The 14,510-nt window shown below is 66.2% G+C and carries 15 protein-coding genes; 12 read left to right on the forward strand and 3 right to left on the reverse strand.

Going from position 1 to position 14,510, the window contains the following annotated elements:
• From ABW137_RS07050 to ABW137_RS07070, 5 genes are all read left to right on the forward strand, one after another.
• Positions 1-224: SDR family oxidoreductase (locus ABW137_RS07050; protein ID WP_526398289.1), on the forward strand; the 224-nt coding region annotated here is incomplete at its 5' end.
• Between the two features lie 138 nt (positions 225-362).
• Entirely contained in the window at positions 363-1,289 is a 927-nt protein-coding gene (locus tag ABW137_RS07055) for an adenylate/guanylate cyclase domain-containing protein (protein WP_526398291.1), read from the forward strand.
• Between the two features lie 9 nt (positions 1,290-1,298).
• Entirely contained in the window at positions 1,299-2,102 is an 804-nt protein-coding gene (locus ABW137_RS07060) for a rhomboid-like protein (RefSeq protein ID WP_526398293.1), read from the forward strand.
• 188 nt (positions 2,103-2,290) lie between these two features.
• Positions 2,291-2,773 carry a TspO/MBR family protein gene (locus ABW137_RS07065; RefSeq protein WP_526398295.1) on the forward strand — a complete coding sequence of 161 codons (483 nt, stop codon included), beginning with the start codon at positions 2,291-2,293 and terminating at the stop codon, positions 2,771-2,773.
• Between the two features lie 9 nt (positions 2,774-2,782).
• On the forward strand, positions 2,783-3,313 hold the full coding sequence (locus tag ABW137_RS07070) for a phosphate-starvation-inducible PsiE family protein (protein WP_526398297.1): 531 nt from the start codon (positions 2,783-2,785) through the stop codon (positions 3,311-3,313).
• A 64-nt stretch (positions 3,314-3,377) separates the two neighbouring features.
• Here the strand turns inward: ABW137_RS07070 and ABW137_RS07075 are convergent, their stop codons facing one another.
• Complete coding sequence (locus ABW137_RS07075) at positions 3,378-3,827, reverse strand: hypothetical protein (protein ID WP_526398299.1); 450 nt, start codon at positions 3,825-3,827, stop codon at positions 3,378-3,380.
• A 146-nt stretch (positions 3,828-3,973) separates the two neighbouring features.
• Between ABW137_RS07075 and ABW137_RS07080 the strand changes: the two genes are divergently transcribed.
• On the forward strand, positions 3,974-5,185 hold the full coding sequence (locus tag ABW137_RS07080) for an acyl-CoA dehydrogenase family protein (protein ID WP_526398301.1): 1,212 nt from the start codon (positions 3,974-3,976) through the stop codon (positions 5,183-5,185).
• Positions 5,186-5,255: 70 nt separating this feature from the next.
• Here ABW137_RS07080 and trhA read toward each other — a convergent pair whose 3' ends face one another.
• Entirely contained in the window at positions 5,256-6,020 is a 765-nt protein-coding gene (gene trhA, locus ABW137_RS07085; protein ID WP_526398385.1) for a PAQR family membrane homeostasis protein TrhA, read from the reverse strand.
• A 469-nt stretch (positions 6,021-6,489) separates the two neighbouring features.
• Here trhA and ABW137_RS07090 point away from each other — a divergent pair, with 469 nt between their 5' ends.
• Positions 6,490-8,265 (forward strand): BCCT family transporter, encoded by a 1,776-nt coding sequence (locus ABW137_RS07090; RefSeq protein WP_526398302.1) that lies wholly within the window; start codon positions 6,490-6,492, stop codon positions 8,263-8,265.
• Positions 8,266-8,277: 12 nt separating this feature from the next.
• Here ABW137_RS07090 and ABW137_RS07095 read toward each other — a convergent pair whose 3' ends face one another.
• Positions 8,278-9,042, reverse strand: a complete 765-nt coding sequence (locus ABW137_RS07095; RefSeq protein WP_526398304.1) for a GntR family transcriptional regulator — start codon at positions 9,040-9,042, stop codon at positions 8,278-8,280.
• 154 nt (positions 9,043-9,196) lie between these two features.
• On the opposite strand from ABW137_RS07095, the gene ABW137_RS07100 reads away from it, so the two are divergent.
• The 5 genes from ABW137_RS07100 to ABW137_RS07120 are packed head-to-tail and all read left to right on the forward strand — an operon-like array spanning position 9,197 to position 14,510.
• Positions 9,197-9,970, forward strand: coding sequence for an inositol monophosphatase family protein (locus ABW137_RS07100; protein WP_526398306.1), 774 nt, complete (start codon positions 9,197-9,199; stop codon positions 9,968-9,970).
• Positions 9,971-10,008: 38 nt separating this feature from the next.
• Positions 10,009-10,287 carry a hypothetical protein gene (locus tag ABW137_RS07105; RefSeq protein WP_526398308.1) on the forward strand — a complete coding sequence of 93 codons (279 nt, stop codon included), beginning with the start codon at positions 10,009-10,011 and terminating at the stop codon, positions 10,285-10,287.
• A gap of 1 nt (position 10,288) precedes the next feature.
• On the forward strand, positions 10,289-11,848 hold the full coding sequence (locus ABW137_RS07110) for a sodium:solute symporter family protein (protein ID WP_526398310.1): 1,560 nt from the start codon (positions 10,289-10,291) through the stop codon (positions 11,846-11,848).
• Complete coding sequence (locus ABW137_RS07115; RefSeq protein ID WP_526398312.1) at positions 11,845-13,104, forward strand: M20 family metallo-hydrolase; 1,260 nt, start codon at positions 11,845-11,847, stop codon at positions 13,102-13,104. Before ABW137_RS07110 ends, ABW137_RS07115 begins: the two co-directional genes overlap by 4 nt.
• Positions 13,101-14,510 (forward strand): amidase, encoded by a 1,410-nt coding sequence (locus ABW137_RS07120; RefSeq protein WP_526398314.1) that lies wholly within the window; start codon positions 13,101-13,103, stop codon positions 14,508-14,510. The genes ABW137_RS07115 and ABW137_RS07120 overlap by 4 nt, the downstream gene beginning before the upstream one ends.

Below are 14,510 nucleotides of genomic sequence, written 5' to 3' on the forward strand. Positions count from 1 at the left end.
GGGTCAACGCGTTGAGTCCCGGGCCCATAGACACCGGGATCTTGGAGAACACCATGACCGCGGAGGCGGCCGCACGCTTCAAGGAGGAACGGGTGGCAGGCAATCCGATGCGCCGCTTCGGAACGCCCGAGGAAGTCGCGGCGGCGGCGGCGTTCCTCGCCTTCGATGCCACGTACACCGCCGGGGCAGAGTTCACCGTCGACGGTGGCGTCACGCAAATGTAGGGCATCGATCGCGGATACGGACGTTCGCGCCCGCGGTTGCCATCACACGATGCGGCCGGCCGCCAGTGGGCGTAGCCGCGCGACGGGCAACGGAAAGCTGAATTGCCCGCCCTCAGAGGCGGCGCTTAGGCTGACGGCGTGGAAGTCGAATCGTTCGAGGAACGGTCCGGCGGGCAGGAGCGCAGCGACCGGGGGATTGGCTCCGGCGGGCAGGAGCGCAGCGACCGGGGTATTGGCTCCGGACCGCTGTCATGGCTCAAGTACACCAACCACAGCCCGGGCGTCATCGCATTCGTGAGGCGTGCACGCCGCGCGCTGCCCGGTGATCCCGACTTCGGGGACCCCTTGTCGGCGGCAGGGGTGGGCGGGCCGCGCGCAGCCGCGCGCGCCGCGGACCGGATCCTGGACCGGCATGCCGCCTCGAAGGAGGTGAGCCTGGCAGGCCTGCAGGTCTGGCAGGCCCTCACCGAAGCCGTGTCCGGCAAGCCGGCCAACCAAGAGGTCACTCTGGTGTTCACCGATCTGGTCGGTTTCTCCGAGTGGTCGCTGCGCGCGGGCGACGACGCCACGCTGAAGTTGTTGCGGCGCGTCACGCAGGTCACGGAACCGCCCCTGCTGGAGGCCGGCGGCCACGTCGTGAAGCGCATGGGTGACGGCGCAATGGCCGTGTTCACCGATCCCGCGACCGCAGTTCGCGCGGTTCTTCAGTCGTTGGAGGCGGTCAAATCCGTTGAGGTGGGCGGTTATACACCCATCATGCGAGCGGGCATTCACACCGGCAGGCCACAGCGGATCGGTTCGGACTGGCTGGGTGTCGACGTCAACATCGCGGCGCGGGTGATGGATCGTGCGACGCGGGGCGGCCTGGTGGTGTCCAACGCCACCCTGGAGGGCATCTCCGACGAGGACCTCGACGCACTCGGCATCACCACCAAACGCGTACGCAAGCAACTGTTCTCGGCCAAGGTGCCCGGAGTGCCGGACGACCTCACCATGTACTGGGTGAAGACTCGCAGAGTTCTGCCAGGTACCGACCCCGTCGACGGGGAGGCTTCGGGGGCATAGTCGTTCCCGATGGTGTACGAACTGTTCGCGCGGTTGGCCCGACTGCGGGTGACGTTGGCGTACGCCGTGGCGCTGAGCGTCATCACCACGACGCTCCTCGAGCTGGGTCCCGTCGCGCAGGAACGGGTGATGCAGCACGCCAGTACCAATCTGCACAACCTGAGCCAGGGACATCTCGGAACGCTGATCGCCAGCGCATTCGTCGTCGACGCGGGACCCCTTTATGGCTGGCTTCCCGGACTTGTCTGTCTGCTGATGCTCGTCGAAATGCTTTGGGGTAGTTGGCGACTGATGGTGTCCTTCCTCGTAGGCCACGTGGGTGCGACGCTACTGGTGGCTGTCGGCCTGGTCGCGGCGGTCAAGTTCGACTGGCTGCCTGGCGAGGTGACCAGGGCGACGGACGTCGGCATGAGTTACGGCTCGACCGCAGTGCTGGGAGCCCTGACACCCGCGGTCCTCAGACGGTGGCGCCCGACGTGGATTGGGTGGTGGCTCGGCGTCGGCGCGGCGGTCGTCGTGATGGGTCGTGACTTCACCGACGTGGGTCACGCGACGGCCCTGGTGCTGGGCATGCTGGTGGCCTCGCGGTTCGGCAGGCCTCGGGGGTGGACGGCAACGCGGTTTGCGCTGCTGGCCGTTGGTTCGGTGTTCGGCTATCTGGTGGTGACCAGCGATGCGGCGTCGATCGGCCTGGTCACGGCGTGGGGAGCGTCCGGGGCGGTGCTCGGGCTGATGGGGACGCTCCTGGGCGCGGTGCGGCGGACCACCGTGGCTGTCCAGGCGGCGGAGGGCTGCCCCGCCGCGCCGGGGTGAACCACCCATCGACCGTCGGGGCTAGCGACACGCCGCCGTCCGCCGATGACGTGTTCCGTTCGAGGCTCGGTGGTGACGGAGGTGAGGCGATTTAGGCCGTGGGGTGATCCGCCGCGCTAACGTGGCGGGTCCAAGCTCTTTGAGCACGACCACGTCGGGGCAACTTCCCGGGGCCGAAAGGAATTCGCATGGGCGCACTCACTCTCGCCAAGACGGGGGGCGCGACGGCTGCCGTCGCGGCCATCGGAAGCCTGGCGAGCAGGCCCGCTGTCGAGTCGAAATGGTATGAGAGTCTCAAGAAGCCGAGCTTCCAACCTCCGACAGTCGCCTTCCCTATCGTGTGGCCCCTGCTGTACGCCGACATCGCCGCAGTCTCGGCCGCCGCGATCGACGAGCTCGAGACGCGTGGCGATCGCCGCGAAACCAGGAGGTTCTCGGCGCTGCTGGCCCTGAATCTAATTCTCAACGGCAGCTGGTCGTGGGTCTTCTTCAACCGCCGTCGGCTCGGCCCTGCAGTCGTGCTTGCTGGCGCCCTCGCGGTCAGCAGCGCCGACCTGACCCGCCGCGCCGTCCGCGTCAAGGGTGCCCCAGCCAGGGCACTGTGGCCCTACCCCGCATGGTGCGCCTTCGCGACGGCCCTGTCGGGTCGCATCTGGTGGCTGAACCGCTGAGGCGGGCTGATGTCCAAGAGCAATGACGTCGACGACGAGGTCGACAGCGAGGCCGACGAGGTCGACGACGAGGTCGAGGAGAACGAGGAGGATCGGCAGCGGCTGGCCGACCGCGTGCTGAGCGGGGTCGAGGACGCCATCTACTGGGCCATCGCCGTCGTCCTCGCCGCCGGTTCGGTGGCACTTCTGGTCGCACAGTTCAACACGATGCTTCGGCTGCGGAACACTCCCGCGTCGACGCTGATGTTGGAGATCCTCGACGGTCTGCTGCTGCTGTTCATCTTCGTCGAACTGCTGTACGCAGTGCGCGCCTGCTTACGTTCCCACGAGATCGTCGCCGAGCCGTTCCTCGTCGTCGGAATCCTCGCGGGGATCAAGGAGATCGTCGTCCTCTCGGTCGAGGCGGCGACTCTGCTGGAGAAGGGACCCGAGTTCTCGCGGGCCGTCGTCGAGATCGGCGTGCTGGGCGGCGTCGTGCTCGTCTTGTCGTTGTCGGCGTGGGTGTTACGGGTCAGACGCCGCTCCGCCGCCGAGTCGTAGTTCTCACCGGATCGTCGCGAAGAACGCCCGAACGTCCTCGACGGAAACGCGCCCTCGGCATTCGCTATGACGCGGCCACCAGGGCGGTCAGCGTCGCCGCGCAGGTGATCGCGTCGATGGGGAGCCGGAGGAGGCTGCGGCGGACCCAGCGCTGCGCGGCGGCACGCTCGATGACGGCGGGGTCGTCCTTCTCGAAGGCGACGGCCTTGGGGATGAGGTCGAGGAGCGACCAGATCCGCATGGCGGCGTGGCTTGCCAGGGCGACGAGCAACGCGATGCGGATCTCGGGGTGGCCCCACCCGATGACGAGGGCCACCACCAGGGTGATCTCGAAGGCGGCGTGTGCGGGAATCCAGAATCTGCGACGGGACATGCCGCCGTGTTGGGGCTGGACGATGGCGGGTCGGTGCGGCCAGACGGGGTCCAGCACGCGGTGCTCGTACCACCCACCGCCGAGCTGCGCGCAGGCGAGGAACACGAGAAGGGCGAGGATGACGACGGTCGCGATCGACACGGGTCGATTATCGCGGTGCGCCGTGCGGCGTGGAGACCCAGAAGTTGGCTGTGTACAGTCGTTCACCGACTACCGACGTGGTTGCCACGCGGGGATTCACCAGGCCACCGACGAGCGGAATTCTCCCGCCGAAAGGACCAGTCGCCATGACGTTCTCCCTCGAGTTGTCCGACGACGTCATCGAGGTCAGGGACTGGGTACACGACTTCGCCGCGAAGGTGGTCAGACCCGCGGCTGCCGAATGGGACGAGCGCGAAGAGACGCCGTGGCCCATCATCCAGGAAGCGGCCAAGGTCGGTCTGTACTCGCTGGACCTGTTCGCCACTCAGTCGGCCGAACCCAGCGGGATCGGCATCCTCACGGTGTTCGAGGAGCTGTTCTGGGGCGACGCAGGTATCGCCCTGTCGATTCTCGGCACCGGCCTGGCCGCCGCTTCGTTGGCTGCCACCGGCACTCCTGAGCAACTAGGGGAGTGGCTTCCGCAGATGTTCGGGACCGTCGACGAGCCACTGCTCGGATCGTTCTGCGCATCGGAACCCGGCGCCGGGTCGGACGTCGCCGCCATCATCACCCGCGCTCGCTACGACGAGGCCACCGACGAGTGGATCCTCAACGGCACCAAGACCTGGGCGACCAACGGTGGCATCGCCAACGTACACATCGTCGTTGCCTCGGTGTATCCCGAGCTGGGCTCCCGCGGTCAGGCCACGTTCATCATCCCGCCCGGCACCAAGGGTTTCAGCCAGGGCCAGAAGTTCAAGAAGCACGGCATCCGCGCCTCGCACACCGCCGAGGTGGTGCTCGACGACGTCCGACTTCCCGGCCGGCTGATCATCGGCGGCAAGGACAAGTTCGACGAGCGGATCGCCAAGGCGCGCGAGGGCAAGAGCTCGGCGGGTCAGGCCGCGATGAAGACGTTCGAGCGGACGCGACCGTCGGTGGGCGCCATGGCGCTTGGCGTGGCACGCGCCGCCTATGAGTACTCGCTCGAATACGCGCAGCAGCGAGAACAGTTCGGCCGCAAGATCGGTGACTTCCAGGCGACCGCGTTCAAGCTGGCCGACATGAAGACTCGCATCGACACGGCACGTCTACTGGTGTGGCGGGCTGGCTGGATGGCACGCAACAACAAGCCCTTCGTCAACGCCGAGGGCTCGATGGCCAAGCTCGCGGCCAGCGAGACCGCTGTGTACGTGACGGACGAGGCCATCCAGATCCTCGGCGGCAACGGCTACACGCGCGACTATCCCGTCGAGCGGATGCACCGTGACGCCAAGATCTTCACGATCTTCGAGGGCACCAGCGAGATTCAGCGGCTCGTGATGGCCAGGGCCATCACCGGATTGCCCATCAAGTAGGCCTCCGCTGTTCGACGGACTTCTACCTGTACACCCCGTCGCCGGTCGGGGGCGACCCGGGCGAGTCCGATCAGAGGACGACGAACCAGATGGCCACGTAGTGGCAGATCGCCGCCGCGGCCGTGAAGGCGTGGAAGAACTCGTGATACCCGAACGTCTGCGGCCATGGATTGGGCCAGCGCACCCCGTAGAGCACCGCACCGATGTTGTAGAGCACGCCGCCTGCGATCAGCAGCCCGACGACGGTGACGCCACCACCCGCCAAAAGGGTTGGGGCGAACCAGATGGCGGCGTACCCGAGCAGTAGATACAGCGGCACGCCGACCCAACGCGGCGAGGATGGCCAGAACATCTTGAGCGCCACGCCCGCCGCCGCGCCGGAGTAGACGATCGTGAGTACGAGCATGGCCGTGTCGTGGGGCATGGCCAGCAGCGCGAACGGGGTGTAGCTGCCTGCGATGAAGACGAAGATCATCGAGTGGTCGGCGCGCTTCATCCACTTGCGCGTCCGGGCACTGCGCCAACGCACGCGGTGATAGATCGCGCTGACGGTGAACATGCCGACGATGGTGGCGGTGTAGATCAGCGTGGCCAGGCCGGCCTTCGGCGACGCGGCGAGCCATGCGACCGGTACCAGCACGGCACCGGCGACGATCGCGCTCATGGCGCAGACGGCGTGGATCAGGCCACGTGCCCGGGGCGCATGGAAGAAGTCGGTGACGGTGTCGGCGAGGACCTGTGGCAGATCGTCGTCGCCGCGCAGAATCGGATGCCGGACTTCGTCGAGTCGTGCTTCGGCGTCAGCCGTCACCTGCGAGTCGGCTGATCCGATGATCATGCCGCTCATGTCGTGGCCGATCGATGCTGGTTCAGGACGGCTCCGAAGGTCGAGGTGAGGGGCTGCCTCGCCGCCGTTGGCGATCAACCTCAGAAAGGAGGCTACAGACTTTGCGGTGTTTGCGACCGGCTGACGTGCCGTCCAGCAGGTGAAGGGTGGGTGTCAATCGTGTCACATCGCGCACCGGTCAAAGTTTGCGTGGCCGAGCGATAAACTGTCTTGAAGTGCAGTTATCTGCGTTTGCATGATTGCCGCGGGTGACGGCGGCAAGTCGACGGCCCCGCCGGTCGGTCCCGGGACGGGTCGGAAAGGAGACCCGACCGTGACGAACGAGCCTTCCCGCCGCGCGGCGTTATGGCTGCCGCCCAGTGACGGTTTGGTTCCACCGGTTGACGGGTGTGGGTCGAGGTAGTCGAATGATGAACGCCCTATGAACTGATAGCGATCCCGAAGGCGGCTGCCAGCAATGACGACAGAAGCCAAACCAGAAGCCTCCCGACCGGAAAGCGACCCGCCCGTCAAGACCGGCGAGCCACGGAAGCGCCGCCGCCGGGTGGTGGAGGCCTTCCGGACCGGGTCCGGCGCAGTGATTCCGCACCCCGCGCTCGACGTCGCGGTCGACCAGGAGGAGCAGGCCCGCAGCAGGGGCATCGACTGGGTGGTGTTCGGTGTCACCGCCGCGATCGCCGTCGCCTTCCTGGTATGGGGCTTCGTCAGTACCCCGTCGTTGTCCAGCGTGTCCAGCACGGCGCTGACCTGGACGATGGAGAACACTGGTTGGTTGTTCGTCCTGACCTCGTCGGGCTTCGTCCTCTTCGTGCTGTGGCTTGCCCTCAGTAGGTTCGGTGCCATTCCGCTCGGCCGCGACGACGAGGAACCCGAGTTCCGCACCGTGTCGTGGATCGCGATGATGTTCAGCGCCGGCATGGGCATCGGCCTGATGTTCTATGGTGTCGCCGAACCACTTTCGCACCTCGTCACGCCCCCGCCCGGCACCGGCCCGGAGGGCAACCCGCAGGCCGTCCAGACCGCGATGGCCACCACCCTGTTCCACTGGACCCTGCATCCGTGGGCAATCTATGCGGTGGTCGGGCTCGCGATCGCATACGGCGTGTACCGCAAGGGTCGGCTCCAGCTGATCAGCTCAGCGTTTCAGCCGCTGATCGGTGACCGCGCGAACGGCCCGCTCGGCAAGGTGATCGACATGCTGGCGATCTTCGCCACACTGTTCGGGTCCGCCGCCTCGCTGGGCCTTGGCGCACTGCAGATCCGCAGCGGTCTGAACATCGTCGCCGGCTGGAGCGCCACGGGTAACGGGATCCTGCTGGGCATCATCGTCGTACTGACCATCGCGTTCATCTTCTCCGCGGTGTCCGGGGTGGCCAAGGGCATCCAATGGCTGTCCAACATCAACATGGTGCTGGCTCTGAGCCTCGCGGTGTTCGTCTTCGTCGTCGGACCGACCGTCTTCATCCTCAACCTCGTGCCGACGGCCCTGGGCAGTTACCTGCAGGATCTGGCGATGATGTCCGCCCGTACCGGCGCCGAGGGCAGCGACGTCCAGACGTGGCTGCAGGGCTGGACGGTCTTCTACTGGGCGTGGTGGCTGTCGTGGACCCCGTTCGTCGGCATGTTCATCGCCCGCATCTCGCGTGGCCGCACCATCCGCCAGTTCGTCACCGGCGTCCTGCTGGTGCCCAGCGTGGTGTCCCTGGTCTGGTTCGCAATCTTCGGTGGGGCCGCGCTCAACTTCCAGAACAACGGCGTCGACCTGGCAGGCGAGGGCACCACCGAGGGGCAGCTGTTCACGCTGCTCGATCAGTTCCCGTTGGCAGCGGTCGCTAGCGTCGTGGTGATCATCCTGGTGGCGATCTTCTTCGTCTCCGGGGCCGATGCCGCGTCGATCGTCATGGGGTCGCTGTCCGAGCGCGGGACCATCGAGCCATCCAAGGCCACCGTCGTGTTCTGGGGTGCCGCGACCGGCGCGGTCGCGGCGGTCATGCTGCTGGTCGGCGGTGACGACGCATTGACGGGTCTGCAGACGTTGACGATTCTGGCTGCGCTGCCGTTCGTTCTCGTCATGGTCGGGCTGTCGGTCGCGCTGGTGAAGGACCTCCGCAAGGACCCGATGATGATCCGGCAGCGCTACGCCGCCGAGGCGGTCGACGACGCCGTGATCGCGGGTGTCGTCGAGCACGGCGACGACTTCGTCATCGCCATCGACAAGGATCCCGACGCCTGACCAGTTCGTCGGTTAGTTGGTGCTGGGGCGCTGGGTGCGGACGTGAAGACGGGTGCGGTCAGCACGGAACAGGTCGACGGAACGCTCGACGACTCGGCCGTGCTGGTCGTATCCGACCCGTTCGAGTTTGAGCACTGGCGTTCCGGCAGGTAGGCCAAGCAAGCGGCCCTCGATATCGGAAACCGTTGCGATCTCGATGGATTCGTCGGCTACGCAGATTTCGATGCCGAACAGCGATCCCAGGGTGCGGTAGATCGACGTCATCTCGGTGCGCAGCACCTCGGCCAATTCCGGACGCAGGTACATCTGTTCCAGCGACAGCGTCTCACCGTCGGCATGCCGCAGCCGCAGGAGCGACACCACCGATTCGTCACCCGAGACGGCTAGCGTCTCCCTTGTTTCGGGCTTGGCCTGCACCAGACCGGACCTGAGGACGGTGGTGCCGTCGTGAAAACCCTGTTCGTGCAGGATCTGTGGAATTCCCTTGACCGTGTTCAGGCTGCGCAGGACGCTTCGGCTGTGGCAGAAGGACTGCGCTTCGTCGGGAGAGGCGTCCCGGGGGGAGACCGCAGTGAGATACGCGCCGCCGTTCCTGCCCTTCACCCGACGGATGGTGCCTTCCTCTGCAAGCAGATCGAGTGCCCTGCGGACGGTAGTGCGCGACGTTCCAAGGCGCTCGGCCAGGGCGCGCTCGGTGGGCAGCCGGGACTCGCCCCGGTCCGCGAGTTCGTCCGCGAGTCGTCGTAGAACGCCGTGCGCGTCGGCGAACAGGAGCATCGGGGGCTACTTCCCAATCGGGTCGGACATATCCCATCTACGCTAGCTTCGACCCAGTGGTCGCGCATCTCGTGTAGTGCCAACCCAGCAGTTTTACACGTTGGTAACACGCGTCTGTACGAACCAGAAATGGTCTAGCTTCAGGCTTCTGACAATGAGCGACGGTCGTGCCCAACGAGTCCAACTCGGCTTGGAGTTGGCGGAGCAAGTCGGACAGATGTCGCGGGCCTACTTCGACGAACGCAGCCTGCAGGTGCACACCAAGTTGGACGGCACGCCGGTCACCGAAGCCGACCGACAAATCGAGTTGAGCATGCGCACCGCCGTCGCCGCCGACTTCGCAGGCGATGCATTCGTCGGCGAGGAGTATCCCGATACCGAGGGTAGCTCCGGCTACCGCTGGATCGTCGACCCGATTGACGGCACCAAGTCCTTCATCCGCGGGGTGCCGCTTTATGCGAATCTGATTGCGTTGCAGGAGGGCGACCAGATCGTCTTCGGCGTGATCAACATGCCAAGCGCAGGCATCATCGTGCACGCCGAACTCGGAAAGGGATGCTGGCGCAATGGAGTTCGTGCCTCCGTCTCGAACCGCGCGACGCTCGACGGAGCGTACGTGATGGCAACCTGGCTGGAGGACTGGGAACCCGAGGTCATCGACGACCTGCACACCCAGGGGGTCATCCTGCGCACGTGGGGCGATGCGTTCGGATACGCGATGGTGGCATGCGGAACTGCCGACGCCGTCATCGACTACACCGCCCAGCCCTACGACCTGGCACCGATGCCGGTCATCATCGAGGAGTCCGGCGGTCGCTTCAGCAGCCTCGACGGTCGCCGAACCTACGCAGGCGGCAACGGGATCGCCAGCAATGGGCTGATCCACGAGGATCTGCTGGCATACGTCGCGCCCGCGCTACACACCTGACTCCACCGACGAAATCCGCCCACGAAAGGGAAATCACCGTGAAAGAACGCATTCGGGGCTTCAGTCGCCGATCCGTCGTCACCTTCTTCGGGGCGTTCTACGCCCTTGCGCTGCTGTTCGCGTTGTTCCCACCGCTGTACCTGTGGGGCAGCGGTATTCGCTTCGAGATCCTGGGGATTCCGTTCGCGATCATGTATTGGATCATCAACGCCCTATTGCTAGGGCTCACCCTGACGGCGTTCTACGTCGTCGAAGACATCCGCGGCGAGCTCGACGACGACTCGACCGAACCCCTCACCGAAACCCTCGGAGGCTGATATGTGGATCATGCTCGGGATGCTGGCGGTGTTCTACGCCATCGTCGTCGCCATTCTGTATGTCACACAGCAGAAGACCGCACCCAGCTTCGACGAGTACGCCGTCGGTGGGCGCAGCTACGGACCGTGGTACGTGGCCATGAGCTACGTCAACTCCTGGTGGCCAGGTTCGACGTTCATCGCGTTCTTCGGATTGGCTGCCGGTGCAGGCGTGTTCGGTCTGTACGGTCTGGCGTATTCGTCGCTCGGCGTGGCGATGATGTACTTCATGGCCACTCGCGCTTGGCGGTGGGGCAAGAAGTACGATCTGCGGAGCCAGCCCGATCTGCTGGGCAAGCGCTACAACTCCTCGGCGGTACGGGTGGTCTCCAGCCTCATCGGCATCGTGTCGCTGTTCCCCTGGGTGGTACTCGGCATGCAGGCACTGGGCTCGGTGTTCGAGCTGGCCAGTGACGGCGCATGGTCGGTGACCACCTGTCTGATCGTCGGATTGGCGGTGATCATCATCCGGCAGTACTGGACCGTCCGGATGGGCATGCGCGGCCTGATCATGACCGACGCCTTCCAGGGCACCGTCGCGTACGTGTTCGCCGCCATCGTCTGCCTGGTGTTGCTGTCGGGAGTGGCAGGCGGTCCCATCAGTTTCGCCACCCTCAACGACGTCACCGACGAGGTCCTGACTCTGCCGGGTGACGGCGGCTCCTACGGACCGTGGTACATCTTCGCGCTGATCTTCACCGGCGTGATCGGATCACTCTGCTGGCCAACGAGTTTCCAGCGCATCTACACGGCGTCCAGCGTGCGATCGGTGAAGTCGGGCACATTGTGCACCGTGCTGATCTCCGGGGTGTTCTACACGCTGCTGATGCTGGTGGGCATTGCCGCCACCGTGATGCCCGACGTGTTCGAGGCACCGCAGATGGGCTGGTTCACCATCATGAGCGACTACGGCGGTACCTGGCTGCTCGGCCTCGGCGTCACCATCGTCTTCGCCGCCTCGATGGGGCACATCGACGGCAGCGTCCAGGTATGCGGGCTGCAGATCGCCAACGACCTGGTCAACACTGCCAAGCGTCCGCTGTCGGACAAGCAGCTCACCTTGGTGGCCAAGACCTCGATGATGGGCTTCATGGCTCTGGCAGGCGTGGTTGCCTTCTTCACGTTCAACATGGACCGGCTTCAGTTGCTGGCCCAGATCTCCTACCAGGGCATCGTGCAGTTGGCGGTGCCTCTGTTCTTTGGAATCTTCTGGCGGGGCGGCAACAAGCAGGGTGCGGTTGCAGGCATGGTTTCCGGATTCGTGGTGGCGATGGTGCTCACGTGGATCTTCCCCGATGACATTCGCGCCCTGGGCAGCCTCACCGGCGGTATCGTCGGAATCGCGGTGAACCTGGTGGTGTTCCTGGCCGCAGCCTGGTTCATCAAGTCCGATGATGAAGACAAGGCAAGGGTGGCAGCGATGTTCGAGGTCGCGAAGACGTCCATCAAGGCCGCGGCCCCCGCGGCGGACGAGTCGCTGGATGACCAGATCCGCACCGCCGCCGTGGAGGGCAGCGCGTGACGGCAGCTCAACGGGATCTCGGCGAGGCGGCCTTCCTGGCCGACTTCGCCGAACTGTCCGCGATCGGCGCGACGGCGGCCGGTGGAGTTCACCGCGAAGCGGGAACGGCCGCCGACGGTCGGGCCAGGGAGTGGCTGCGCAGCTGGTTCGTCGCGCACGGACTGCGTTGTCTGATCGATCCGGTCGGCAACATGTACGGGTGCGGTGAGGTGGTTGCCGACGCGCCCTACGTGCTGATCGGTTCGCATCTGGACAGCCAGCCCACCTCGGGTCGGTTCGACGGCGCCTACGGCGTGCTCGCGGCGGCCTACGCCGCGGCCCGACTGCAGGCCGACCCGCCCGAGGGTGCTCGCCTGAACGTGGCGGCGGTGAACTGGTTCAACGAGGAGGGTTCCCGCTTCTCGCCGAGCCTGATGGGCAGCGGCGCGTTCATCGGCAAGTTCGGAGCCGACGAGATCCTCGACACCGCGGATCTTGGCGGCGTCACGGTGCGAGAGGCGTTGCAGGCGATCGGCTTTCAGGGCTCCGATTCGGCACCCACGGCGGCAGCCTTCGCCGAGATCCACATCGAGCAGGGTCGTACGCTCATCGATGAGGGCCTCGACATCGGGGTGGTGAACACGAACTGGACGGCCTACAAGTACGTCGTCAGCGTCGTCGGTGAGCAGTCGCACACCGGCGCCACCCACATGCGGTACCGCCACGATGCGCTGGTGGGCGCCAGCCACGTGGTGCTGGCCATCCGTGCGGTGGCCGACGAGTTCCCCGACGGCACGATGTTGAGTTCGGTCGGCCAGATGACGGTGCACCCCAACTCGCCGGTGGTTGTGCCATCGCGGGTGCGGCTCGCCGCGGATCTGCGCTCGCTGGACGCCCACCTTCTCGAGCAGGCCCACCAAAGCCTGACCACCAAACTCGCCGACATCGAGGCGGCAGGGGAGGTGCGGGTGATCGTCGAGTCGGCGGTGTTGCGGCCGTCGAAGGCCTACCCGGAAGCGGGTGCGACATTGGCAGGCGCCGTGGCCGACGAGCTTGGCCTGCGGTGGCGAACCCTACCCACCATGGCCGGGCACGACTCGGTGAACCTGTGTGGCGTGGTGCCCACCGTGATGCTGTTCGTGCCCAGCGTCGACGGGATCTCGCACAACGAGCGTGAATTCACCACCGACGCGCAGATGACGGCAGGCGTTCGCATGCTGACCGGAACCGCAAGACGTCTGCTCACCGGTGCCCTCGAAGAGGCCGTCGTCACGTGAGCGAGGAAATGCTGGACGGAGATGCCGACGCCATCCGGGCGGGCTACCGGGACGGTACCTTGACGCCACTCGACGTCCTCGATGCGACGTTGGCGCGCATCGAATCTCGAAATCCCGCCATCAACGCGATGGCGTTCGTGGCTGCAACCGGCGCACGCGAGGCCGCCACGGCCTCGGCGCAGCGATGGGCGGACGGTGAGCCGTTGGGCCGGATGGACGGGCTGCCCGTGACCATCAAGGACAGCGTGAACGCAGTGGGAATGCCGTGGCGTCACGGATGCGCGGCGTTCGACCACCTTCCCGACTCCTCGATCGACTCCCCACCGGCGGAGCGCCTGAAGGAAGCGGGCGCCGTCATCCTCGGCAAGACCACCATGCCGGACTTCGGCATGATGGCCGCAGGCGTCAGCTCGCTGTACGGCGTCACCCGCAACCCGTGGGATCCGTCCCGCAACACCGGTGGATCCAGCTCTGGCGCAGGCGCCAGTCTGGCAGCGGGGATTGGCTTCTCGTCGGTGGGCAGCGACATCGCGGGTTCGGTGCGGTTGCCCGCGGGACACTGCGGCCTGGTCGCGCTGAAACCGACGCAGGGCCGGATCCCGCACACCGCGCCATCGATGACGCGTTCGGCAGGTCCGATGGGGCGCACCGTCGACGACGTCATGGACTGCTACGACGTACTGACCGGACCCGACGCTCGAGACCTCTGGAGTCTTCCGCCCGAGGATGAGCGCGTGTCTCGAGAAGCTCTCGCGCCGAGCGGCCTTCGCATCGGCGTGTTGACCGACTTGGGCTACGGCTTCTACCCAGACGACGCGGTGCTGGCGGTGGTGGCCGACGCCGCCGCTGCGCTGAGTGACGGTGGCGCCGCGGTGTCGACGATCGCTCCGGTGTTCGCCGACGACCCGTATCCGGCGCTGGATCGCGTCTTCCAGGTGCGCGCGGTAGCCGAGCTGGAGTCCATTCCGGCCGACCGGCGCGACCGCGTGCACCCCACGATCCGGGACTGGTGCGCCCCCGCAACTGGTTTGAGCGCCGCCGACCTCACCCGTGACGGCGAGGCGGTGGCGCGGGCTGCCGAGAGGATGCGGGTGGTGTGCGCCGAGTTCGACTACGTGATCGCCCCCGTCATTCCGACCGTGGGGTTCGCGGCCGAGGAGTGTGGGCTCGATCCGTCGCATCCGTTGGCGCACTGTGGTTTCACCGCTTGGTTCAACCAAACGACTCAGCCGGCGTCGGCCCTGTGCTTCGGTTTCAGCGGCGGCATGCCGGTCGGTATCCAGGTCATCGGTCCACGATTCGACGATCAGCGGGTGCTCAGGCTGACCAAGTGGCTGGAGAGCCGACGTCCGGTCGCGATGAATTGGCCCGAGCCGGTATCGGCGCTCAGCACGGGAGGTATCTGA

Source organism: Mycobacterium sp. (assembly GCF_040509115.1).
In the GTDB taxonomy this organism is placed as follows: Bacteria; Actinomycetota; Actinomycetes; order Mycobacteriales; family Mycobacteriaceae; genus Mycobacterium.

Bases quoted from the DNA above. Each gene is read 5' to 3' on its own strand.
- ABW137_RS07060 (WP_526398293.1), top strand. From the start codon at position 1,299: ATGGTGTACGAACTGTTCGCGCGGTTGGCCCGACTGCGGGTGACGTTG.
- ABW137_RS07065 (WP_526398295.1), top strand. From the start codon at position 2,291: ATGGGCGCACTCACTCTCGCCAAGACGGGGGGCGCGACGGCTGCCGTC.
- ABW137_RS07070 (WP_526398297.1), top strand. From the start codon at position 2,783: ATGTCCAAGAGCAATGACGTCGACGACGAGGTCGACAGCGAGGCCGAC.
- ABW137_RS07080 (WP_526398301.1), top strand. From the start codon at position 3,974: ATGACGTTCTCCCTCGAGTTGTCCGACGACGTCATCGAGGTCAGGGAC.
- ABW137_RS07090 (WP_526398302.1), top strand. From the start codon at position 6,490: ATGACGACAGAAGCCAAACCAGAAGCCTCCCGACCGGAAAGCGACCCG.
- ABW137_RS07095 (WP_526398304.1), bottom strand. From the start codon at position 9,042: ATGCTCCTGTTCGCCGACGCGCACGGCGTTCTACGACGACTCGCGGAC.
- ABW137_RS07100 (WP_526398306.1), top strand. From the start codon at position 9,197: ATGAGCGACGGTCGTGCCCAACGAGTCCAACTCGGCTTGGAGTTGGCG.
- ABW137_RS07110 (WP_526398310.1), top strand. From the start codon at position 10,289: ATGTGGATCATGCTCGGGATGCTGGCGGTGTTCTACGCCATCGTCGTC.